This window comes from Magnetococcales bacterium (genome assembly GCA_015231755.1).
In the GTDB taxonomy this organism is placed as follows: domain Bacteria; phylum Pseudomonadota; class Magnetococcia; order Magnetococcales; family Magnetaquicoccaceae; genus Magnetaquiglobus.
The window spans coordinates 64,284-90,334 of the sequence record JADGAZ010000003.1; the positions used below are offsets into that span (position 1 = coordinate 64,284).

The 26,051-nt window shown below is 60.0% G+C and carries 9 protein-coding genes; all 9 read right to left on the minus strand.

Annotated features, from left to right (window positions below; genetic code table 11):
* Nucleotide 1: 1 nt before the first annotated feature.
* The 9 genes from HQL98_02815 to HQL98_02855 all read right to left on the minus strand — a co-directional run bounded on the left by HQL98_02815 (nucleotide 2) and on the right by HQL98_02855 (nucleotide 26,034).
* Nucleotides 2-922 (minus strand): hypothetical protein, encoded by a 921-nt coding sequence (locus tag HQL98_02815; protein ID MBF0270996.1) that lies wholly within the window; start codon nucleotides 920-922, stop codon nucleotides 2-4.
* Nucleotides 919-2,157, minus strand: a complete 1,239-nt coding sequence (locus tag HQL98_02820; GenBank protein ID MBF0270997.1) for a type II secretion system F family protein — start codon at nucleotides 2,155-2,157, stop codon at nucleotides 919-921. The genes HQL98_02815 and HQL98_02820 overlap by 4 nt, the downstream gene beginning before the upstream one ends.
* A complete protein-coding gene (gene gspE / locus HQL98_02825; protein ID MBF0270998.1) occupies nucleotides 2,157-3,674 on the minus strand; it encodes a type II secretion system ATPase GspE in 1,518 nt (505 codons plus the stop codon). Before gspE ends, HQL98_02820 begins: the two co-directional genes overlap by 1 nt.
* Nucleotides 3,675-3,849: 175 nt before the next feature.
* Nucleotides 3,850-6,270: a type II secretion system secretin GspD gene (gene gspD / locus HQL98_02830; protein MBF0270999.1), complete on the minus strand. Its 2,421-nt coding sequence runs from the start codon at nucleotides 6,268-6,270 to the stop codon at nucleotides 3,850-3,852.
* 56 nt (nucleotides 6,271-6,326) lie between these two features.
* Nucleotides 6,327-7,214: a hypothetical protein gene (locus HQL98_02835; GenBank protein MBF0271000.1), complete on the minus strand. Its 888-nt coding sequence runs from the start codon at nucleotides 7,212-7,214 to the stop codon at nucleotides 6,327-6,329.
* Between the two features lie 78 nt (nucleotides 7,215-7,292).
* Complete coding sequence (locus HQL98_02840) at nucleotides 7,293-12,809, minus strand: Ig-like domain-containing protein (GenBank protein ID MBF0271001.1); 5,517 nt, start codon at nucleotides 12,807-12,809, stop codon at nucleotides 7,293-7,295.
* Between the two features lie 239 nt (nucleotides 12,810-13,048).
* Nucleotides 13,049-13,912, minus strand: coding sequence for a hypothetical protein (locus tag HQL98_02845; GenBank protein MBF0271002.1), 864 nt, complete (start codon nucleotides 13,910-13,912; stop codon nucleotides 13,049-13,051).
* A gap of 64 nt (nucleotides 13,913-13,976) precedes the next feature.
* The gene (locus HQL98_02850) at nucleotides 13,977-16,529 is read right to left on the minus strand and encodes a hypothetical protein (protein ID MBF0271003.1); all 2,553 of its coding nucleotides are present in this window, start codon (nucleotides 16,527-16,529) and stop codon (nucleotides 13,977-13,979) included.
* Nucleotides 16,530-16,650: 121 nt separating this feature from the next.
* Complete coding sequence (locus HQL98_02855; protein ID MBF0271004.1) at nucleotides 16,651-26,034, minus strand: carboxypeptidase regulatory-like domain-containing protein; 9,384 nt, start codon at nucleotides 26,032-26,034, stop codon at nucleotides 16,651-16,653.
* Nucleotides 26,035-26,051: the final 17 nt, after the last annotated feature.

Here is a 26,051-nt window from a genome sequence, read left to right on the forward strand (position 1 = left end):
ATCAATAACGCCACTCCATTTCCACCCCGAGGGCACCGGATTCCGGTTGCAGCAACAATCCCATGCGGTTCAACCGGTCATCCCGCAACCGCTTGTTGTATTTGTGGGTCAGACTGACCGCGCTGAAAATCGTGCCGGAATACCATCCCAATTCGATCACGGCCAAGGCGGCCCCCAATCCCGAAACGCCCTTGGAAAAAGCCTGAATGGTCCCGGCCATCAGCAATCCATTGGACAAGAAAGCCACGCCCGCATCGTCGGGACGGTCCAGATACAGATGTCCCGCACCCGGCAACACCGCGGTCAACAACCCGGAGATCCAGGGATCCTTGTAGGGCAGTTGGGGCAACGCCTCCAACTCCCGCAGCAATTCGTGAACCGGTTCTTTAAGACGCGGCAGGGTCACGGCCTGCAAATGGCCCCGGGCCACCGCCTCTTCGCCGGGCTTGCCCATGGCCAACCACGCCAAACGCAAACGGGACAAGGCGCTCAACTCGGTCTCCATGCCCATTCCGGCCAAATGCCGGTAACGCTGCATCGCCTCCCCGCCATTCCCGGCCCGCTCGTAGAGCAACCCCATGCGCAACAAGGCCATGGGCACAAACGGACTCTTGGGATAGGCTGCCCCCAACTCGGAAAAAGCCCGCAACGCCGGATCCACCTCCCTGGCTTCCGCCAGATTGACCGCAAGCCGGTACATGGCCTCCTCCAATCGGGGAAACACCCCGCGCCCTTCCCGTTTCCCCCCGGAGACATAACGCCCGAACTCCGTGGCGGCCCGTCGATGATCTTTTTGGGTCTCCAACTCCACCCCATAGGCGAATACCGCCTCGGGCGTGTTGAGATATTCCCCCCCATCCGCAGGCCGGGGCCACACCCCCCCCATCCAGACCACCAGGATCAGACACAAAACACGCATCATTTGATAAACTGATTCATTTCAAAGATGGGCAACAGCACCGCCACCACCACGTAGCCCACCACGCCACCCATGATCAGGATGATCACCGGTTCCACCAGATGCATCAGTCGCTCCAACGCCTGCTCGATCTCCTCCCGATGCAGTTGCGCCGCCCGGTCCAACATGGCCTCCAGACTCCCGGAACGCTCCCCGGCCTGGATCATGCGCAACGCCAACCCCTGAAAATGTCCGGTACGCTCCAAAGCGGCGGCCAACGACTCTCCCCGTTCCACCGAGCGGGCCACTTCCAGAATGCCCGCCTTCACCGTGACAAACCCGGTGGCATCCGCGGTCACCTGCAAACTGGTGATCACCGGCACACCGCTTTTCAACAACAATCCCAACAGTTGACACATGCGCATGGTCACCACGCTGGATAAAAATTCCCCCAGCATTGGCATCTTCCACCACCACCGCTCCACCACCACCCGCCCCTTGGCGGAACGGGCCCACCACAAAAACCCGAAGACCAATCCCACCATGAGCATACCGGTCCACACCCCCCACTCCCGCACATAATCGCTGATGGCCAGCAACGAACGGGTCACCAACGGCAAGGCCTGCTGGGTCTCCTTGAAGACCACCGTCACCTTGGGCACCACCACCGTCACCAAAAAGATCAGGATCAATCCACCCACCACCGCCATCACCGAGGGATAGATCATGGCGCTGATCAAACGGGCGCGGATGCGGCGCTCCTCCTCCATCACCACCGCCAGACGCTCGAACACGATATCCAGCGCCCCGCCTCCCCCGCGCTCCCCGGCCCGCACCAGACTGACATAAATCGGCGGAAAAATCCGTCCATGACGGGCCAACGCCTCGGACAACGCCTGCCCCTCCCCCACATCGTTACGAATGGTCGCCACCACCTCCCGAAACGGACCGGTGCGAATCTGCTCCTCGACGCTGCTCAACACCTCCATCACCGGAAAACCCGCCGCCAACAAACTGGCCATCTGCCGGGTGAAGACGATCCGCTCCCGCATCGACGGCAAAGGGGTGGAAGCCCAAAACTTCCAGCCCCGCCCCGTGCGACGCGGGGTATGCTCCCCCTCCAGCCGTTCCAGAAAGGTGGGATAGATCTCTTGTTGTTTCAACAAACGGCGGGCGTCCCGTTCCGAATCGGCGTCCAGTACCCCCTTGACCGTGCGACCCCCGCCGGCCCGCATGCCCGCATATCGAAAAACCGCCATCAGACCACCTCGTTGCGCTCCTGGGTCACCCGGAACACCTCCTCCAGGCTGGTGACCCCCGCCGCCGCCTTGAACAGACCCGCCTCCCGCAACGAGGTCATCCCCTCCTCGCAGGCCACCTGATGCAGTTCCAGATCCGAGGCGCGACGATCAATGCGGGCGCGAATCCCCTGGCTCATGGTCAACAGCTCAAAAACCGCAGTCCGCCCCAGATAGCCGGTGCCCATGCAGGCGTCGCACCCCTGGGGACGATGAAAGGTGGCATCCTCCGGCACATAGACCGGTTTACTGCTCAAGCCCCGCAACAGTTCCGGATCCGGCGTGAACGGCACCTTGCAGCGGTTGCACAGTTTCCGCACCAGACGTTGCGCCACCACCCCATCCACCGAGGAACTGACCAGAAACGGTTCGATGCCCATGTTGACCAGTCGCACCACCGCGCCCACACTGTCATTGGTGTGCAGGGTGGAAAACACCAGATGGCCGGTGAGACTGGCCTGAATGGCAATCTCGGCGGTCTCCAGATCGCGGATCTCACCCACCATGATCACGTCCGGATCCTGACGCAAAATCGAACGCAACCCGGATGCAAAGGTCAAACCGATCCTCGGCGCCACCTGAATCTGACCCACCCCGGCCAGGGAATATTCAATGGGATCTTCGATGGTGATGATGTTTTTTTCCGAGGTGTTGATGGCGGAAAGCACCGAATACAACGTGGTACTCTTGCCGCTTCCCGTCGGCCCGGTCACCAGCAGAATGCCATGGCTGGCGGTCATGCGGGTCTGGAGCCACTGCTGTTGGGGATCGGTCAATCCCAGTTCTTGCAGATTGGTCCGTTCCCCCTGCTTTTCCAGCAGACGCATCACCAGACGTTCGCCGTAGTGGCCCGGCAGCACCGACACCCGCACATCCACCTCCTGACTGGCCACCTGCACCCGCATGGCACCGTCCTGGGGAAGACGTTTTTCGGCGATATTCAAACCCGCCATCACCTTGATGCGCGACATCAGCGGCGCCTGAACCGGCTTGGGGGGACGCAAGGCCTCGTGCAGCAGGCCATCCACCCGGAATCGGACAATCAGATTGTTTTCAAAGGGTTCGATATGGATGTCCGAAGCCCGGTTGCGCAAAGCCTGGATGATCAGGGAGTTGACCAGTTGAATGATCGGCGCGTCGTCGTCGGCTTCCAGCAGGTCGGGTTTTTCCGCCAACTGGGTGGCCAGCATGGAGGGGGGCAGCTCTTCCAGCACATTTTCCACGGCGATGCCATGTTCCTGATGCACCCGTTGCAAGGCCTCCAGGAGTTGATCCCTGGAAACCAGCACCGGCTTGACTGGATCCGGAGCGGTCATGCGGAATTGGTCGAGGATATACGGATCGGTTTGACTGGTGATCCACACCTCCAGGCGTCCGGATTCGTTTTTCCAGGCAGGCAGAAACAAGGCCCGTTTGGCGATGGCAAAAGGTAACGAGCGGGCAATGGTCGGATTCAAACGTTCAGGCAGGGGTTCCATTCTTGACATCCCGCGCAGTCACACACATCGTCAACCATTGAAAAAAAGAAGGGGTCTGGGGAATTCATTCCCCAGGAATTTGACTTTGATTTTTAAAAAACAAAAAATTTTGTTTAAAAAAATCAGAACCCTGGGGGATGAATCCCCCAGACCCCCTCTTTTTTTTCAATAGTATTCACAAAGGATTTTCCTCAAGGGCCGGACGCCAACGAATGGGATAGACCCGTTTGCCCTCTTTTTTCTTGAAAGCCGCCGCTGCCCGATCCGCTTCCCCCACCGTGGCATAATGGCCAATCCGTACCGAAAACCGTGGCTTGCCATCCCGATCCAACTCCCGCACCACACTGGCCGCATACCCTTTGGCCAGCAGCTTATCAGCAGTCCCCTTGGCCCCCTCAAGCTTGTCCCCATACTCCACCTGCAAGGCATATCCCTCCACCGCCTCGCTCCGGGTATCGGGAGTCGGCTCCACCTTGACCGGAGGCGCGACCACAGGCTTCACCGCCTTGACCGGCTTGGTCTCCTTGGTGGGAACCACAGCCGCCGGCTGACTTGCGGACTCTTTCTTCTCTGGTTTAACCTCCGGGACATACGGCAAAATATGCTCGAAATCCGGCAACGAAGAAGGCTTCAGAGGAGAAATCAACCGGGAACCCTGGGACTCCCCGGCCCCCCACGCCTCGGAACTGGCTCGGAATTTCTCCCCGGAGATCTTCACCAACTCATCGAACTGGTTGGTGATCACCGGACGAATGAACACCATCAAATTGGACTTGTTCTGGGAGCGACTGGTCTTCTTGAACAGCTCACCCACCCCGGAAACCCCACCCAGACAAGGCACCATGCCCACCTGATCGCTCTGCTCCTCCTTGATCAGCCCCCCCAGCACAATGGTATGACCACTCTTGAGATTGACCGTGGTTTTGATGGAACGCTTGTTGGTCACCACACTGCTGCCCAAGGTACCCGCATCCAACTGTTTGATGCTGGCGGGGGTGACACTGGACTGCTCTTGATAGATTTTCATCTCCAGCCATTGGTCCTCGATCACCCGGGGAGTGACCCGCAAGGTCAATCCCACATCCTTGCGCTCCACGGTCTGGGAGGTGACGCCCGGAGTGGCACTGGAAGAAGCCGCGGTCGAACTGGTGGTTCCCGATACAATCGGAATATTCTGACCTACGATAATTTCAGATTCCACCCCATCCATGGTCACAATGTTGGGGGTGGCGAGGATATTGACATCCCCTTCGGAGTGAAAAGCCCGAATCAATGCCGGAATGTTGGGCACCGTGGTGGTGCCCCACTGAATCGCGCCATGCATCAATCCCACGGCCATGCCGTTGCCGGTATCGAGGGGATTGGTGACGGTATCGCCAAACGACGACCCGCCAAAGCCGGTCAACGCCTTGGATCCGACTCCGGGAATGCTGCCAAAACGCCATTCGACCCCAAACTCGGCAGCCCGGTCCGCGGTGACTTCGATGATCAAGGCCTCCACATGCACCTGCAAGCGCCGCTTGTCCAATCCCTGAATGATGGGCAACAACACCTGATAATCCTCCGGCGTGGCAGCGATCACCAAAGTATTGGTGGACTTCTCCCCCACCACATTCACGGAACGCATGAATTCCAACGGCTTGAGATCATCATTGCCCGCCTTGGCCGCGTTGGTGGACCCCATCAGGCTGGTCAACACCTTGGCAATGGCCTCGGCCTCACTGTTGCGGGGATAATACAAGTGCAGATTGCCCGGCGCGGTCACCACCGGATGATCCAAACCCGCCACCAAGTGTTCCACCTCCTTCATCTGCTCCGGGGCGCACACGGCGATCAGAATGTTGCTGCGGGCATCGGCGAACAGCTTGACCCCGACATCCTCTTTTCTTCTGCGGCTGTTGAAATCGGCAAAAACCGAATTGCCCAGTTTTTCCACCGTGAGCGCCGACGCGTGCTGCAACGGAAACAAACGCCGTTCCGCCAGACCCACCGGCACATCCATGGCCTCGATCAGACTGATCAGCTTGTTGGCTGTGATCGCCGCATCCGTGACCACCAGGGCATTGGTGGGCACATGGGCCGCCAGAGAGCCCCAGGGATGCATCAAGGGTTTCAAGGTGGAGGCCATGGAGTTGGCATCCACATGCCGCAGGCGGACCAATCGGCTCAAAACCATTTCATCTTTGGGAGGCGTCGGACCAGGCTGCAATACCGGCGTTCCCCCTTCGGAGATCCCGGACTTCAACGGCACGATCTTGAACGCCCCATCCCGTTCCACCACGGTCAACTCGTGGACACTCAAAATCGATTCAAAAATCTTTTCCGCCTCCCCCAGGGAAACCGGCGTGGGGGTAACCACCGTCACCTTGCCCTTCAACTGGGGATCCAGCACATAATTCTTGCCGGTCATCTCGGCGATGAAACGCACCACCTGGGCGAGTTCCACCCCTTGAAAATCCATGGTCACCCGGTCACCCGGTCCGGGCATCACCCCGGAGGCGGCATCCACCGCAGGCGTTGGGGGATTCTTGGCCGCAGGGGCCGCTTCCACCACGCCAACCCAAAAAATCAGCAATAAAAGACCAAAAAACCTCATGAGTCGCTTCCAGATCACACAAAACAACGGATAAACAGGATCAACATGGCCTGAAATCAATTCCCGATGGTCAACTCGATGCTCTTCGGCTGATTGTCCCGCAACAAGTCGATCCGCAGCGTGGACATCCCTTTCAATTGATTGGCCAATTGACCGATCTTCTGGGCGTCGGTCACGGAGATGCCGTTGACCTGCTGGATCACATCATCGGGCTGCAAACCCAATTTGGTGAATTCGGTCTTGGAATCCGGAAACTTGACCCGATATCCCAAGGAATCCTTGCCCTGATAAAACGGTGTGATGTTCACCCCCGCCAGCAGCCCCATGCCCTTGTTGAGCATGGCATCATACTCCGGTCTTGGAATCGTTTGCACGGTCGCGACAGCAGTGGCGGGAGCCGAACCCATCACAGCCTGCGAGGCGCCGCCGCCGGCTGTTTCCGGTTTCAAGCGATCCTGCATGGCGATCCGTTCCATACGTCCCCGATTTTCAAAATAAACCGCATTGCGCTCGATACGCTTCAGATAGGCCCCATCCACCTCTTCACCAATCTGCAAGACGATCTGGCTATTGGGATCCTTCTTGCGGGTCAAAATCGCCCAGGAAAGATGGGGCAGAATCATGGAACCGATGAGATTCAATTCCAGATTGGAATCCACCGCCACCTCTTTGACTTCCGCTGGACGGGGGGCGGGCTTGTCTTTTTCCACCGCCGCACTCTCCCAGGGATTGAACGCCTTCAGGCCATCCAGAACCGTGGCGCCGGAAAGCGCACGCTGGGTTGCCCCACCCCCCTTTTCGGGTTGAAGCTGAACCGGTTCGCCTACCTGAACAGGGTCTGGCAATGCCAACCATGTGACGCGGGAGAGTTCCAGGCCCATGCATGCCGCCACCAGATAAGGCGCATATCGCGCACCCAGATGGTTCCAGGAGGATGGATTCATGCGAGACCAAAAGAGAGGACTAAAAAAAACAGGAAGGAGTGCGGGAGCGGAACAAATCCGCTCCCGCACCAAGCGTGATCAGCAGGCCTTGGCCAACCGGGCCCGTCTCCAACCCCGGATGCCGAACGGAACCGCGATCAGCAGAGCCAGGAGAGCCATCGTCATGGACATGGTGCCGTGCAGCAGCAACCAGCTCATGCCGATCAAAGGCAGGAGAAGAACACGAACCACGGCCTTCCAGGTGTCATGCTCCCGCAACCAATCCGCCGCAGCCGGGCTGTGGGCATAATATTGCTCCACAAACCAGGATCCCGCTTCATTGGTCAGGAGATACTCATCCCGGAACTCCCGCAGCAGCTTGACATAAGGTGCCTCATAGGAGCCATAAGCCGCCGTGGCGATAAAGCAGCCACCACCACCACTCTTCGTCGCAGCCGTCGTGGTCTCCGAAACACTCGGCACCACCACCGAGAAGTGAGGCATGTTGACCTTGACCGTATTGGTTGACGAGTCAAAAGTGGCCCCGGAGATGGTGGTGACATTCTTGTTGTCCAGGAAGTCCTGGAGCGTCGGCGCGGTATAGACCACGATTCTGCTGTTGATGGTCGTGACATCCATGGTGGTCAGTCCAACCTTGGTCAACAAGGTGCTCAAGTTGACAGGAATGGAGACCGGAATGCCCACACTGCTGTTGATGGTGGTGTTGCCGCTGGAGGTGGAGAGCTGGGTTCCATTGGAATCAAAGGCCACCAGATCGATTTCCACCACCTCACCGCCTGTGATCGCGGCGCGGTTGTAAGCGGTTGTGGTGCTGGCATTGGTTGAAGACAGCTTGGCGCCACGAGCCGTGACGTAAACCTGCCCAACATCCGTGGCGCTGAAGGCATCCAGCGGCACCGTGACCTTGACCGCGCCGACCGTGGTCAATTTGGAACTCAGATCGATCGACGTGGCATCCGTGGTGCCGACCGAAATGGGCTGCACGGCTGCGGTGACGATATCCGAAGCCTGCAAAGCAGACGGCGTGGTGTGGGTCACCTGGGTGGTGACCGCAGTCTGAATGGCGGTACTGGCGGTACTCAGGCTGGTGGGAGCCGCCGCGAGGGTCAGGGTGGAGAAGGTGCCCTTCCACACATTACCCGTCACCGCGATACAAGTGGCTTGGGTGGTCAGGGTGGTTTGGGCCACATCACTGCTGTTGACACAAGAGGTCGTGGCTTCGCTCACCGCTTTCTTGACCGCGAGACCACCCGTCGCCGACACATAAAGATTGACCGGAGTGAAGACCGAAGTATCGACCCACACGGTAAAGGTGGTGCCGACAATCGATCCTTCCACCTTGTTACCGCTGGCATCCACCGCCGTGACGGTCGCCGCGAGGCTCGCGCTGTTGACCAGGGTGCCGGTGTACTTCATCGGCGTCCCGATTTTGCGCAACGTGACGGTGCCGGAGGTGGTCCCACTGGCCAGCGTGATACTACCGGTCTGATGCGTGGTCAGATTGGCCGGAACCACGTTGAAGGTATAAGTACCACCCACAGGCAGGGAAACCGAGGTTTTGCCGTTGGCGTCCGTGGCGCTGATGGTGATGGCGCTGCCCATGGTCGTCTCGACTTCGCTCTTGCTGCGCAAGGTGACCACGGCACCCGACATGGCCGTGCCGCTGCTGTCGCTGACGGTCAGAGCATAGGTGGTCACCGGAAGGATCGAAACCGCATTCGAGGTTACGGTGGCCCAACTGTTGGTGGAATCGGCGTTATTGGTTTGCAGCACCGCCTTCACCTTGAAGAGGGTCACCGCGGTCAAGGTGCTCTTGGGTACGATGTAACCCATGGCCGGATTGGTTCCGGTGCCGGTAACCGCCGTGGCCGTCAACGTCGCACTTCCGGTGCTGCTGGAAGCCGTGGAGCTGAGTCCGGCAATCGCGCCATTGGCATCCGCCGTACCCGCGCCATCCAGCATGGTGAGTTTGAAGATGTCACCCGCTGCGCCACCGGTCACGGTGATCAGTTGGGTGGTGTCCGTACCCAGGATCGTGGACTTGGAGGCCGTGACCTTGTAAGGCACGTTGACGGTCATGGTCTTGGTCAGCCCAGCCGTGGTATCGGTCACGGTCACGGTGTAGACCCCGGCAAAGGCTCCGGTGGTGGGAGGATTGAAGGTGTAGACCCCATTGGTGGCAGTCAAGGTGGCACTGTAGCTGCCCGGACCGGTGGCTGCGACCGCATAGTTGGTCGAACCGCCTGTCAGGGTGAAGGTCAGGCCACTGCCGCCACTGGTGGCAATCTGGCTGGTGGTGATTTCAGACGGCGTGGTCGCGGTATCCTTGATGGCAATCGGACCCATCACCACCACCACCAGTTTCTGGGTGATATTGGTGTAAGCCGTGCTGGTCAGGGTGATCTCCGTGGTGCCCGCAGCCTGAGCCGTGACCACACCGTCGCTGGAAACCGTCGCCGCCGCGGTGTTGGACGAGCTGTAGGTATAGCTGGTGGTCTTGCCGCCGGTTGCGGTGATGGTGTAGCTCTTGTTGGTGCTGGTATCGAGATAAACCTTGCCATCGGTGTTCTTGGCAGAGGTCACCGTGATCGGATGCACCACTTCGACCGCAGCCGTAGTGCTGCTGTTGGTGGTCTTGCTGGTGCCTTGGTAGGTGGCGGTATCCTGAACCATGATGGTGAAGGATCCGGTGGCCACCGTGGTGACGGTGCAGGTGCTGCTGGTGGCCGTTGCGGTCACCGTGGCAACCGCAGGCGCGCTGCTGGTGCAGGTGTAGTTGCCATTGCCGCCATTGATGATCAGCGTCATGGTCTGTCCCAGAACCGCAGCCGTGGCCGTGGTCCAGGAGGTGCCCACCGGGGTATACACCGTGACGTTGACCGCCGAGGTCACCGGCGTGCCGCCGATGGAATCGGAGGCTGTGACCGTATCCGTGGTGGAAGCGGCAACCGAACCGGCGGTGTAGGTGACGGCGGTACCGGTGGTCCCGCTCAGGGTGCCGGCGGTGGTGCTGGTCTTGGTCCAGGCCGTGGCCGCAGAGCCACCGGTCACGGTCAAGTTGGTGGTGTCACCGGCAACCAGGTTGACGGCGCTGACGTTCACCGAGAAGGGCACCAAGGCCAAGGTCACATCCGTGACCATGCTCTTGGTAATGGTTCCGGTGGAGGCATCAATCAGAATGTTGTGGGTGGCCGTATCCGTCAAAGGCATCAGGACGGTGGTCACGGTGGTGGTGGCCACGCCATTGACCGGCGTCACCGTTTTGGTAAGGGTGCCACTCGTTCCGAGGTAGCCATAAGTGGCAGCATCCAGAACAAAGGTGACATCGCTGGTGGCAGCCGTCGCGGTATTGCCATACTGATCCTTCAGGGTACCGGTCAAGGTCACCTGGGAGGAGGAGTAGGAACTGACCTTGGTGCTGCTCAGGCCCAAAGAGAGTTGCGATGCGGTTCCGGCAGTACCGGTGGCGGTGAAGGTAGCCGGGGTCGTGACGCCGGTAACCGCGGCGGTCACGCTGTTGGCACCCGCCGTGGTACCCAGGGTCAAGGTGGTGCTGGCCAGACCGTTGGCATCGGTGGTGCCGGTAGCGGCACTCACGCTGCCACCGCCGCTGGCCACCGCGAAGGTCACCGTGGCATTGGAGACGACATTGTTGTTGGCATCCTTGACGACCACCGTGAACGGCGTGGTCAACGCGGATCCAACCGTTCCGCTCTGGGCGTCACCGGCACTCTTGGTGACGCTGGCAGCGGCACCGGCGGTGGCGGTCAGGGTGAAGGTCTGAGAAGAGTAACCCGTGGCCGTAACCGTCACCGTGTAGGTTCCCGCGGTGGTACCCAGGGTCAGGGCCGAAGAGGTGGCCACGCCTTGAGCGTTGGTGGTGGCTTTGGTGGTGGTCGTGCCGTTGGCGAAGGTGCCGCCGGACGTGGTGAAGGTCACTTCCACACCCGCGCTGGGGGTGGTCCCGGTGGTCAGGGTGACACTCAAAGGATTGGTCACCGCGGTTCCGACCGTGGCGGTCTGGCTGTTGCCGGAGGTCTGGCTCATCGCGTTGAAGACCAACGACACCGTCAGATCGGCCACGCTGGTGGCCGCGATCGTATCGGTGGAGGCATCCACCACGATATTGAGGCTGGAGGATCCGCCTGCGGGCTGGGCAATGGTGGTCAGGGTGGTCGTGGCGACACCATTGACCGTGGTGACGGTGGCGGTACCAATCGAGCCATACGTGGTGGCATTCGTGGTGAAGGTGACCGACTTGGCAGGAGAGATCACCGTATTGCCATACTGATCCTTCAAGGTACCGGTCAGGACCACCTGATTGGCAACCGTGGCGCTCACGGTAGTGGCGGCAGCGCCCAGAACCAACTGGGAAGCGGTGCCGGCGGTGCCGGTGGCGTTGAAGGTGGCCGGAGTCGCAGCACCGGTCACCGAGGCGGTGACACTGTTGGCGCCCACGATCGTACCCAGGGTCAACGTGGTGCTGGCCTGACCTTGAGCGTTGGTGGTAGCGGTGGCGGGATTGACGCTGCCGCCGCCAGTGGCCACTGCGAAGTTCACCGTGGCATTGGAAACGACATTATTGTTGGCATCCTTGACCGTGACCGTGAAGGGCGCGGCCAAAGCGGTTCCGACCATGGCGGTCTGATCGGTGCCTGCGCTGGAAACGATGCTGGCAGCGGCACCGGCAGTACCGGTCAGGGTAAAGGTCTGGGAGGTATAACCCGTGGCAGAAGCGGTGACGGTATACGCGCCCACCGTGGTGCCCAGGGTAAGAGCGGGGGCGGTGGCAATACCGTTGGCATCCGAAACCGCCGTGGCCGTGGGACCCGTGGCGAAGGTGGCACCACCCGCGGCGGTGAAGGTCACGGTCACACCGGCGTTGGGGGTGGTTCCGGTGGCCAGGGTAACACCCAGGGCCGTTCCCACCGCGGAACCGGCAACCGCGCTTTGGTTGTTACCCGCAGTCACGCTCATGGAGGGCGCGCTCACAGCAAGGGTCTTGGTGCCTTGGGTGTAAGAGGCGGGGGTGGAGCCCTTGTTGTCCGACACGGCGATGAACTTGGCCTTGACCGCCGAATTGCCCGCCGTCGCACCACTCTTCACCAACAATTTCAGCGTGAAGAACTGATAATTGCTGATCACCGCTCCGGACTGATTGAACGAAGCCGTGCGGGTATAGTTGATATAGGCACGATTCGCGGTCCCGAACATCGAATCCCCGGAGACATCCTGATCGGAGATGCGCAGTTCCATCACGTCCGTATCACCCGTGGTCTTCCAAAGCTGGGTGATGCGGTTGTTCTGGTCGTTCTGCTTTTGTCCAAACTGACCGTCCAGATAGGGTGTTTTATGGGGATCGTTATCCCCGGCGGTCCCCAGAGCGGAGGAGGCATCCAGAGCGAAAACGCTCTTGTCCCACTCGACCACGATGCCCGCCGAACTGATGGCGGTCGCCCCGGCATCGGCTGCGGAAACGGCAACCGTCACATCCACAGTCGCTCCGACGGCCACCGTATCGGCACTGCTGGTCACCAGCAGGGAGCCACCCGTGGCAGCCCAGACTTGACCACTGGTCAAAATCAATACAGTCATGGCTAACCACCGAAGCGTGGCGGCCAATCGGCTGCCCGACTCCTTCCTTACACCCTGAAACGGCCATGTAATCATGGAATACACCTCACTGGAACACGGTTATAAAGAACAAAAAACAGGCATAATGGTACATTCAGACAGGATACCATGCCCAATCCCGACTCATCAAGCAAATTCACCCGTCCGAACGGGCCAAAACACGTCACCAATCATAAACAAGCAATCACATGCAAACAGCGTTATTTCAAGGCGTCAATGGTTGAAATCACCGTGGTATTGGTCTGTCCGGTTGGCAATACCACGCCAGTATCGATGGTGGAACCGGCATTCAAACGACGCAGGATCAAAACTCCGTCGCTGGCACTGACTCCTTTATCCTTGTCCACATCCAGACTCAAACCTGCCGCATCGATCATGGCAATCACCGAGGCATTGGTCCGCCCCTCCCCCAGCACCACGCCGGTATCGATGGTGGAGGCTCCATTCAGCCGACGCAGGATCAACACACCATCCGTGGCATCCACCGTACCGCTCTGATCCACATCCAAAACGGCAAAAGCGGAATCGGTGCTGTACAACAAGGCACGCCCCGCGGTCAGAGTATAACCGTTCGCCATGCCACTGGCGGTCAAACGAACCGTTGTGCGACCCGTCACCCCTTCAGCCACCTTGAAACGGACCGTGAACAAATTGACAGGCCAGGAAGATCCAACACCCGGCCAGTTGCCATCGAGGGAGACCCAGGCCAGACCCACCCTTTTATCCGTGGCCCCATCGCCATCCCCGTCATCAACATCGTCTACCGGTAGCGTGTCCTGTCCGATCAGGGCCAGTCTCTTCTCTCCGCCAAGATTTTCCCCGGAGTGCAAAAGATCCGAGAAACCATCAAAGGTCAACCGGCTGGAGTCGTAATGAATCCGCAATCCCAATCCAGTCGTCTGGGATTCCGTGGGATTGGTGGTGGCATACCCGACGGTCACACTCACGGTTTCCCCGGACGCGATGTGCTGAGTGGTCACCTTGGGGGCAACCACCTGTTCCCTGGCCCAGAGATCCGAAACAAACCAGGGAAACAACAACGCCAGGAACAGCAATCGCGTCATGGACCCTTGGTCCTCACGTTGCCCCTCCCCATGGAGAGGGGGAGGGGCAACCATGAGTGTGCCACTATTTGAGCGCATCAATGGTGGCCTTCACCGTATCGTTCGTCTGACCCGAGGGCAGAACCACACCGGTATTGATGGTGGACCCCCCGTTCAGACGCCGCAGGATCAACACACCATCCGTGGCATCCACCGTTCCACTCTTGTCCACATCAAACACCATCCCGGCGGTATCGATGGTGGTCTTCACCGTATCATTGGTCTGACCCGAGGGTAAAACCACACCGGTATTGATGGTGGAACCGCCATTCAAACGCCGCAGGATCAATACACCATCCGTGGCATCCGTGGTGCCGCTCTTGTCCACATCCAGCGTGACGAGGTTGGTGCCGCCACTAAAGGTGATGGTGACCGTCGAAGCGGCGCTGTTCTGCTTGCCATCGTTGACCAACAGGCTGAAGGTGTAGGTCCCGTTCACGGTCGGCGTGAAAGTCGGCTTCTGGGCCGTGGTGGAGGACAACACGATATTGGACCCGCCCGGCTGGCTGACAATCGACCAGGTGTAGCTCAAGGAGGTATCCGACGCGTCCACATCGGCACCGGATCCATTCAGGGTCACGGCACCCGCCGTGCTCACGGTTTGGGCCGATCCGGCATTGGCGGTGGGGGCGTTGTTGACCGTCACGGTCACGGTGGACGGTGTGGCGCTGGAATGCAGTCCATCGCTCACAGTCAGACTGAAGACCAGCGAACCCACGGTACTCGGGGCCGTGAAGGTCGGTTTGGCGGCGGTGCTGGAAGAAAGGGTGACCGAACTGCCGAAAGTCTGACTCCAGGCATAGGTCAGATTGGTGCCCGCATCGGCATCCGAAGAGCCGGAACCATCCAGGGTCACGACCGCTCCGGGTGCCACCACCTGGGCGCTGCCGGCCTTGGCCACCGGACGGGTGTTGACCGTGATGGTCACGGTGGCGCTGTTGGTGCTGTTCTGGGTTCCATCGTTCACCACCAGACTGAACACATAGGAACCGGAAACGGTCGGGGTGAAGGTCGGCTTCGAGGCCGAGGTGGACGACAGGGTCACCACCGACGTGGCGGGACTGGTCTGGGTCCAGGTGTAGGTCAACGCATCGCTATCCGTATCCTGTGAACCGGTACCATCCAGGGTGACGACACTGCCGGCTGCCACCGTCTGCGCCGAACCGGCATTGGCGACCGGTGCGTTGTTGGCGGTCACGGTGACACTCTTGGCGGCAGAGGCCACCTTGCCATCGTTGACCACCAGAGCGACCACATACTTACCCTTCACATCCGGCGTGAACGACGCGGACGGAGGCGAACTCTGGGTGATGAAACTCGAAGCGGTTCCAGCGGTCCCGGTGGCCAAAGACGATCCGGTGGGTTTGCTGGTCAGAGTCCAGATGTAGGAGGTGAGAGTGTCGCCATCCTGATCCGAGGATTTTGAACCGTTCAAGGTCACGGCACTGCCCGGGGCCACCGTGACATCACTGCCCGGATCGGCCACGGGAGCATTGTTGGTGCCGGCCGCCGCATTCACGGTCAGAGTCATGGTGGCCGCGGAACTGTTCTCGAAGCCATCGTTGACCACCAGGGAGAAGGTGTACGAACCCGCGGTCTTGACCACCACCGTCTGGGCACTGCCAGTCAAGGTGGAGTTGGCCGACAGCGTGGACGAACCCGAGGTGATGACCGCACTGGTGGGCATACTGGTCAAAGTCCAGGTATACGTCGAGAGGGTATCCCCATCCGCATCGGTGGAGGTGGCCCCCGTCAGCGAAACCGAAGCCTGACCGCTGCTCAAGGTCACGGTTTGATTGCCTCCCGTGGCGGCAGTCGGCGCGGTATTGGTGGAGGTATACTTGCTCACCGCCGAAGCCGTCTTGGACCAGGGGGTGGGATTGATCACCTTGACATCATAAATCCCCGGAGCCGTGCTGGCCGGCACTGTGGCCGTCAACTGACTGGAGCTGACAAAAGTCACGTTGGTCAAGGCGACATCCGACAAGGTGACGGTGGAACCACTGACCGTCCGTTTGCCGTTGACCAGTTGAATCGTGGCTCCGCTCATGAAATTGGTGCCATTGAGGGTCACGTTCACTGCGGATTTATGGGATCCAGAGGCCGGAGAAACCGGGGACGTGGCATCCAACGTGGGCGCGCTGTTCAGAACATAGGGACCGACCTTGGTAATGGCAGTGGCTCCAACCAATCCTCCGCTATCCGAGGCGCGAATGAAAAAATAATAGCTGCCATCCGCCAGGGAACTGGCCGTCACCGTGGTGCTGTTGCTCAGGCTGCCACGCTTCAAGGTGGTGGACTCCGCCGTGGACAGGCGCGTCTCGAAGGTGGTGGTGTCCAAAGCGGTATCGGTGCTGACCACATATTCGTAAGTAATCGACGAACCGGAAATTCCGGAAGTGGCGGCTGTCCAGGAAAAAACAATACTGCTGTTGGTCGAGGAGACCGACGCGGTATGACTCGTGCTGGCGACCCCATTCACCGCACTGCCGCTGGTAATGGCCGCACCCGCGCTCAGGGCCGATACAACCCATACCATCACGGCCAAGAATACCTGAATTGCGTGATTACGTTTCATGGTAACATCCTGATTTTTATGGAACATAAAAACTCCCCTCCCACCTCGGGAGGGGAGATCCTAAAAGCTGATGATGACACAGACGATGCGCCGGGGTCCATCCCTGTTGAGCACGGAATCGTTAATTCGTCACGTTCAGGCTCAAATCCAAAGTGGCCCCTGCGCTGGTGGCGGTGACACTTCCCGTGGCATAACCACTGGTCACGCTCCAATCCGCGTTCTTGACCTTGGTGGCGCTGAACGCTTTCACCGTATAGCTCTGGTTCGGCTCCAGACCCTCCAGCTTGTACACCCCGGTCGTCCCATTGGCGACCGCACGGTCCTTCTCCACGCCACTGGCGTCATACGCGATCACCATCGCACCACCTGCCGCGCTGCCGCCGCTGGTCACCGTGCCCTGAACGATCCCCGCCGCCTTGACCACCGTCAACGTCACGCCGGTCTGGTTCGCCCCGTTCACCGTCACGTCCGTGCCCGCCGTCCCTTCCAGCGTCCACACGTCCACCTTGTAGGTCGCGTTCGACAAACCCTTGATCGTGAACTCTCCCTTGGTGTTGGTCACCGCGCCGCCACCCATGGAATTGCCAGACGACCAAGCGTTCACCCATGCCCCGCTCACCGCGTTGCCGCCACTCGTCACCGTGCCCTTGATCGCGTAACCCGTCAACATGGCCACGTTCAAGCCGGTGGTATTGCCGTTGATCGACACCGTTCCCACATCGTTCCAGCCGCTTGTCCAGCTCGACGCCGTCACCTTGTTGTCGCTCACCGTCACACTCTTGGTCCGCTGCGACACATACCCGCTCGAACTCACCTCCACCGTATAATTACCCGCCGGCAATCCCTCCAGCGTGTAGTTCGCATTCCCGGTCACACTCGTCCGGGATCCCCCCGTCGACGACCAAGCGTTGATCTCCACCACCTGATCCGCCGCCAAGCCGCTCACCGTTCCCGACAGCGTGTAGAATAGATTGCCCGCCGCCGTCAGATTGAAGTCGATTCCCTTCGTCGCTCCCGCGTTGACCACACTCACCTTGCTGTGATTATCCCACACCGGCGTCACGCCACCCGTGGCGTAAAACACCCCTTGATAACCACGCCACACACCCACCACGTAGTCGGTTCCATCCGGCACGCCGCTCAACGTATAGGCCGCCGATCCGTTGGCATCCGCGGTCGCTCCCCCCACCACGAACGCGTCCGTGGCCGGCGACCACACATCCACCCGTACCCACTCCTGGGCCTTCAGACCCGTGATGGTTCCGGCAATGCTGCCTCCCGTCGAAGCCGTGAAATCCACTCCCGTCACGTCCCCGCCGCTGGTGTTCACATCCGACTTCTTCTGCGTCATATACCCGTCCGCGCTGAAGGTCACCTTGAAGTCCGTTGCCGAACCCACACCGGCGATCGTGTACGCATCCGCACCCGATCCCGCAGCCTGCACCGCGTTTCCGCCCCAGGAATAGGTGCTGTTGGACCAGGCATCCACCCAGCCCCATTGCGCCTTCTTCATGCCGTTCACCGTACCGGCGATCGACTTGCCGGACGACACCACCAGATCGATCGTCGCGTCACCACTGGTCACATTCACCAGCTCCGCGCTCTCCCAGGCTCCCGGCGCCTTGCCGTTGCCGGCATACGTGCCACCCTGAATCTGGCCACCCCAGATGGAAATCCGGTAATCCTCCGCCGCTTCCAGACCCTTGATCTCCACCTGATCGCTGGTACCGTTTCCATACGACACCTCTCCACCGCCCCACGACCACGTCGTCTCCGAGAAGGCATCTACCCACGCTTTCTGACCGCTCTTCAGGCCAGACACCTTCACCGTCACCTTGCGGCCACTGCCCACCTGCATGGACACATAATGATCGCTCGACATGTCCAGCAGCGTCGCCCGATCCCAGCCCACCAGACTCCCGAGCGTGGCCGGATAGTCGCTGGCACCCACCTCTCCTTTGAAGTTGCCCGTCTTGAAGCCCCCATCCGGACCACCCACGAACAACCGGTAATCCTTCCCGCTGGCATCCAGACCCTTCAGTTCAATCAGCGCCTGACCAGTGCTGTCCGCCGTCCCCTGCTTCCAGCGACCCGCGCTCAACTCTTCCGACCAGACGTTGGCATCCACCTTCGCACCGGCGACCAGACCCGTCACCTTCACCTTCAAGGTCTTCGAGGTCACCGCCGCCAAATCCACCGCCACACCCGTCACGTTGCCGTTCAAGGTGCTCAACAGCGTCGCCTTCTCCCAACTCTTCGGACCCGACGCCCCTCCCCCGGCCACACCGCCATAATATCCCGACGGCACATCCTCCACGTCCGATTGCCAATCCAAACGATAGTCTCCCGCCTGGGCCAGACCCGATACCTCAAAGCTCACCGCTCCGCTTCCGGTCCCCACCACTTCGGTCCCGCCCCAGACCCGTTCGCTCTCCGACCACACGTTCACACGCACCTTCGTATCCTTGCCAAGACCCGCGATCGTGCCGCTGATCTTCGCTCCCGCGTTCATCAAAAAGTCCACGTTCTCCGGACTCTTGCTCCCCGAAGCGTCGATCAGCGTCGCTTCATCCTCTTTGCCCGCGTTCTTGTAATAGGTGGTGCGATACAAACCGCTCCAACCCCAGACCACACCCACATAGTTGTTGGCCGGCGCCACCGTCACTCGGTAATTGCCGTTTTCGTCCGTGTTGGCTCCGTACCAACGGCTTCCGTCCTGACTGTGAATGTCCACCCAAGTCCAGGCCAGACCGTTGTTGCTCCCGTCCGTCACACGGCCAGAAATGGTGTTGCCGGTGCTCAGGGTGAAATTCACGACCACGCCCCCGGCGGGATTCTCCTGAATCACCTCACCGGCGACGGGCTTGGCATAACCATCCTCCGCTTCAACAAACTTGTCCTTGGCCCGTTTGTACACCCCGGTTACACCCTGGGGTTCCACCTTCACCAAAACCGGATCCGGGGACAAATAAGACTCGCTCCACACATTGACTTCGTACCAGACCACCTTGCCCGCAGCGGGTTTGTGGATCAGGAGAGAGTATTGACCCGTGGAATCCGAAGCCTTGCCCGCGCCCTGGCGGGTATCGTGAGACCAAGCATTGACCCACAGATTGGCAATCCCGTTGCCCGAGCCATCCTGGATCGTGCCGGTGATGGAAAGACCACTGCCCACACGTACCAGCAATCCCTGGGTTCCATTACCCAGATCCATCAACGGCCAAGCCACTTCGCCGGTGGCGTCCGCGGTCAGATCCTTTTCAAACGCCAAAGCCTGTTGCCCGTCGCTGGACACGGTATAACCATCGGTGGCATTGCCAACCACAGCCCCGCCGATGAATCCAGTCCCCTCGATCCAGGCTCCGGTTTGGGGATCCTGATGACCACTGGGGGAAATATTGATGTCAAAGGTGTTGTTCACCCCCTGGGTCAGATTCACCGAGGGCAGATTCAGGGTGAAATACCCCCCCTGATCCGTGGCCACACCACCCAAAGGCGTGTTGACCCACGCATAAGGCACACCTTCATTCGCGCCATTGACCACCCGTCCGTGAATCGGCTTGCCCGCGTCCACCTGAACGCCAATGGATAACGATTTGTCCATCAGGATATTGGTCACGGCATGGTCTTCCCACTGGGACATTACCATGCCCGGCACCACACCCGCCACCTGACCGGAAATCCCGTTATGGGTCAGGATGTCGGTGGTACTCACCAGACTCGCCTTGACCAGGGGCCGGGTTTTGGAATCATCCTTCACCCAACGGCTCACCCAGGAGGCTTCCGGGGGGGTGATCCAACTGCCGCCCTGGAAATTCACCGCATTGCAAGACGATTGACCACTGCCACCGGTGCCGGTACCGGTCTCACAGTAGGACGGCCACACCTCCACCCGATACTCCTTGTTCGGGACCACCAGCACGGAGAAGTTGCCTTCCGCATCGGTCCGGGCGTGGAAATTGGTATCCCAATCTTTGTCATGCACGCTCACTTCGGCTCCCGTGACCGGGGCGAGCGCAGTGCCATTGGCCTGCACCACTTTGCCGGAAAGGGTCATGCCGGTCACCATGCGGGCATCCACCACCAAAGGACCAGTCACCCGGAAAATCTTGGCACTGGACCAGTCATGCACCACCTTGCCATCCCCATCCGCATAACCACCCACCAAACCACCGGGCAACTTCACCTCTTGCGGCGGGTTGGTATCCCATTTCCAGTAGGAGGTGGCAAACTCGATGCGGTATTTGCCCGGCTGCACCGAAAACTCGTACTGACCTGTGGCACTGGTACGGGTCTCCGACCACAAACCGGAAGAACCGGTCTCTTCATCCCACTCGGGTTGCAAACGCACCGTCACATCCTGGATTCCGGTGGTGCCATCCGTGGTCACGGTACCCCGGATGGTCAAACCGGCGATCAAGGTCGCGTTGACCGTGGTATCCGCGGTGAATGTATATTTCTTGGCGGTGTCGGAAGCACCATTCAGTTTGTTGTCCGCGGCACCGGTGCTGTAACCACCCAGACCGTCCAGCTTGACCTGTTTCTGGGTCTGCCAGTCATAATAACTGGTGCTGAAGTAGACCCGATAGACCGATCCCTTCTTGACGAAAATCTCGTAGTTGCCATTGGCGTCCGTGGTGCCCTGTGCCCATTCGGAAGTACCCGTGGTGCTTTCCCAGTCGGGTTGCAGCTCCACCCGCACACCCTGAACCGGCTGCTGATTGGCATTGACCACCTTGCCCGAAATGCGCATCCCGCTGACCATGGTGGCATTGAGGGTCGTGGCCTGCGCGAAATCGAACACTTTCGCGTCTTCGGAGCGTTCGACGGTGCCGCCTTTGTCGTCGGCATACCCGCCTTGCCCCAGCACGCCAGGAACTTTCACCATCGACATGGTGGCGTTGTCCCAATATTCGGAGCGGAACTGGACGCGATATTTGCCCGGATAGATATCCACCGAATAGTGTCCGGCCCCATCGGTTTTCACCGAAGCCGCATCCACAACCCCGGTGTTATGCTCCCAATCGGGTTGGAATTCCACCAGGATGTTCGGCAAGGCCCCCTGACCACCACTCACCGAACCGGAAACCGTAATCTTGGTTGTGGTCCCCGGATCGCCACCACCACCGCTGGTCTGATTGTAGGCTGAAGTCAACGACACGGTGCCCAGATTGAGATCGTTCTGAAGGTTTTGACTCATGCCCTGGGTCCTGGAAAGACCGGTGGTCTCGCCGATGGAGGCGACATAGGCCATGGCCACAAAACCGGTGCCCACATATTTGAAGGCAAAGCTGTAAGAACCGGCATCCAACTCCACGTCAAAAGCGCCGTTGGCCGTGGTATGAAACACCAACGGCGTCTGACTGTTGGCGGGATAGACGATCAGGTCGGCGTTGACCAGACCATGGGTTCCGTCGGTGAGGATGCCGGTGATCCGTTTTTTGCCCGTTGAGGAGCCGGCACCCCCCACCACCAGCACCAACTCGCCACTGGTGGGGGAAACCTGGAAGGCGGCGGCAGTGGTGAGATTGCCACTCTGCACATTGACCGTTCCCGCGGCGGCATCGGCTTTGTACCAACCACCGGTGAAGGAACCCGCACCATTGTTCGGCCACACCCCGAGACAGTAGGTGCCATCGGCGAGCACCGCGGCAATCTTGCCCTCCTGGTCTGTACCGAAATACTGGCCTTGTCCGGAAACGCACGCGCCATTTTCAAACGGCAGAATCTGGATACCCGCATCCGCCACCGGGGTATTGCTGGCCGTGACCACCCGGAAGGAGACATTCCGGCCCTGATCCGCGGCACTGAGGGTCAACACCTGGGGATCCGTCAAGGAGGCGGTTTCCACCTGGAGATTCTTGCGGACAAATCCAGCCGCGCCGAACGTGACATTCAGAGAGGTGACCTCATCTCCCACCGGGGCATTGAGACGATTGAACACAGTCAACAAGGCACTGCTGGTGCCGGGGGTTTCGTTGAACGTGGCGGTGGCGTTGTGGGAATGGGGCGACGCATAGGCGCTGGAGGTGTGTTCGGCCCGGGTCTGGACAAAGGCGTCCTTGAGAATCACACCCGCCGGTCCATCGATCCGCACCTTGCGGGCCTTGACCTGATCCGTGGTCAGGGACTTCAGCACGCCGGCGGCATCCACCGTGGCCCGCAGAGATCCCTTCCACATGCCATCGTTTTCCTGATTGTGTTCAAACACCACACCCAGGCCCTGGGCCAAATAGACATGATTGACCTGGGACGAGGACGCGGCCCCACCCTGGGGTTGATAACGGGTCTCCACCATCCGTATATGGGCCGCGTGGGTGACCTTGCTCAAAAGATCCGCATCGGTGATCGAGTCGCGCCAATGGGCGAAGTACTCGTCGTTCATCAGGTCCGTGGGCGGCACGGAATCCAGCAGATTGACGTTTCCGGTCACGGTGATCTCGGACTTGGTGATGGTCCACTGGTCGATCTTGACCTTGCCATCCTCATCCAGGGGGAAACGGATCGAAAACTGGGAATGGGTGTACCCGTTGGTGACGGTTGCCGGCACCAACGGACTGGGCACGGTGAAATTGGAGGTGGCGAGATCCGCGGCGGTAATGCCCGCGACGGGATCGGGTTGGGTCTTGAAACCAAAGTCAATGAAACGGGTGGTCCGGTTCTGACCCGGCTCCACTCTTTTTTCCCCGTGGAACGTCAGTCCGTTGGAGTCCAGGGTATAGTAGTTCTCTCCATGAGTGCTCTGTTCCACGGAGACGGTACGATCCATCAACGTGGCGCTGCCACCGGCCCGTGAGGGTTGAATGGAGAATTCGGTCATGGGGTTGGACGGCTGGGAGGACTGCCAGCGGCCATGCGTCACCAACGTGAGATTCGCCGGAAAGAGCCACTGGGTCATGTCGATGGAGGTGACCGGGGTGGCAGGATCCACACAGGTGACCGTGGTGGTGGCCTGATTGGTCCCGAAGGCCACCGTCAGGGTCGCGCTTCCCGCCTTCTGACAGGTGATGGGCACCCCCGTCACGGAGGTATTCCAGGTGATCACATCGCTCCCCGAGGTGACCGTGACAGTCGGGGTACCACTGCCGGTGGGCAGGGGAAGGGTACGCCCGCCACCCACGGTCATGTTGATCGGTTCCATGGGAATGGTCGTGGTGGTGCCGCCACCTCCGCCGCTGGAGGCCGTACACGTGACCGGCACAGAAAAGCTGTGCGCGGCATTGTCCTGGACCAGAACGGTGGAACCACCCTCTGCGGCGCAAGTCACGGTAGCGGTGGCGTTGTTCCCGACGACCGTGATCAACGCGCTGCCCGCGTCAAACCGATAGGGGGCGACACCACCCGACACCACGAGGTCGCCGCTTCCGCCCACCACCCGATTCAACGCGGGGGGATAAACGGTCAACGGAACCGGTTGGGCCGCATTCGGAGAGAAACGAACCCGCGCGGGACGATTGTTGCTCCAGTCCCCATTGCTGCCCCCCTGGGGCCAGATCAGACCAACCGTATGGTGGGTAAAGAAACCCAGTTCATAGGTGGCGCCCGGATCGATCAACGACAACGGCCAAGCAACCTCCATGGTCTGGGTGGTGGTGTTGACGGTCAGGGTATCCGACAGCTTCACATAGGCGTTGTAGTCACGGGGATTGGCGGCGGTGTTGTACAGTCTGGCGTAAACCCCTGTGGCATCCTGAAACAGCTCCACGGAGAAAGCCGGTCCACCCGCCTGGACAGGCATGAAGTTGACCCAATAGTTGACGTATTCACCGGTGGGCAGTTGCAAGGAGGCGCGATCGATGCGCAGATAGGCCTGACTGGCATCCCGGGCCAGATAGATCCCCGTGACATCCAGACCCGAGAAACCATCTCCCTGGTCTCCCAAAGCATCCACCAGCATCGGAGCCAAAGTGCCCCAATCCGTGGGGGCGCCATCCACGGTGATGGTGGCCTGAGGCACCACGAACACCATATCCTCCAGAATATCCGGGATACCGTTCTGGTTGACATCCTGGTTGAGGCTTTCGTGCCGGAAATTGTAGACTCCATCCGGGAACACCCCCCCCAAGGTGGCATCGGGGAACAGTCCAGACGGCTTGTTGCCGCTGAAAGAGGGCAGAATCCCCCGCAGGCTCACCCCGTCGAACCACTTGGCCAGATTCAGGGCCATGGAGCGGGTGCCTTCCGTGATCTGGGCGGTCCCGGCCAAAGCGGCCTTGAAGTCGTTCAGGACTTTGGTGGCATCGGCGACTTCCCGGGCCTCCAGGGTGAAGAGATCATCGTCTTGCGGATCGCTTTCCGCCTGAATGGATGGAATCGCAGCCAGCAAGGCGTCCGCCGCCATGTTCCAATGACTTTTGGCCGCGGCCAGATTGGTGGAGGCATACGGGGACAAGGAACCGAAATTCGGATTGTTCAAGAAGAGTTGTTCGGTATTCACGCCCATGGCGGCATCGATGTCGATGTTCCAGTCATAAGCCTGATCGATATACAATTGGCCCAGCATCATCCCCAGCAGACCCTTGAACATCAGCACATCGGAGTAGTCGATCTCCGTCTCATCCGGCTCCTGACTGCCCGGATCCCCCACCTTGAAAGAGGCCATATCCGTGGGAAGCTCGTTGAGCAGGGCCAACGAATCGTTGAAGGCCGGAATCATGGCGGCATTCAACCAGCCGCTGAGATCCTGACCGGTCGGAGAGGCGATCGGCAGGGTCTTGGGACACTCCATCTTCTCCAGTCCCAGATGACGACGGGTACAACCGAATCCGGCCAACAGATCCCCCAGAGTGGCGCCGGCCGTGGCATAAGTGGTGGTTCCAGCCGAAGAGGATTGGGCGGTATTGGTCGCGAGGGCGGCAATGCGGGAAATGGCGTGCAGGACGTGGGTGGCATGCTTGCGGGCATCCCCGGCGGCAGTGGCTTTCTCATCGGCCTTGGCAAAAAAGGCATCCGCCGCCACCATCCAGCCATGGCCGAAGGCCAACGACATGCCATAGTCCACCAGGGAGGGGACATCCAGAGTGGCGTAACGATCCATCAAGGTTCTTTGGATGGAACCAAAGGGGACGGTCGAACGCAACGCGGTGGCAGATCCCACAGCCAGACCGGTGGTGGGAGGATTGGTCGGAGTGACCACCCCATCCGTTTCGTGGATGTTGAGCAATCCAAGATTGAAGGCGGCTCCGGAAAGCAGTTGGAACGCATCCTTGGCGCGGTTGTTGAACCGCAAGGGCAACAGGGTTCCCTTGGTGAACAGGAACACCGACAGATCCTGATTCACCGGAAGGTCGCTGACCGAAAAGTTCCACTGACCCATCATGCCAGGGACAGGGCTGGATTCCGTGGCCTGAAGCACCGCATTGGTGCCATTCACCACCAGGATGATCGCCCTCTGGCCCACCTGACCCGAAATCGACTCGGCGTGCGCCATACCCATGGCCCCCACCAAACCGAACAGGACAAACGCCATCATCAAAACCTGTTGCTTGATCCTTTGTCCGACCATGATCCTTCCCCTTGTGT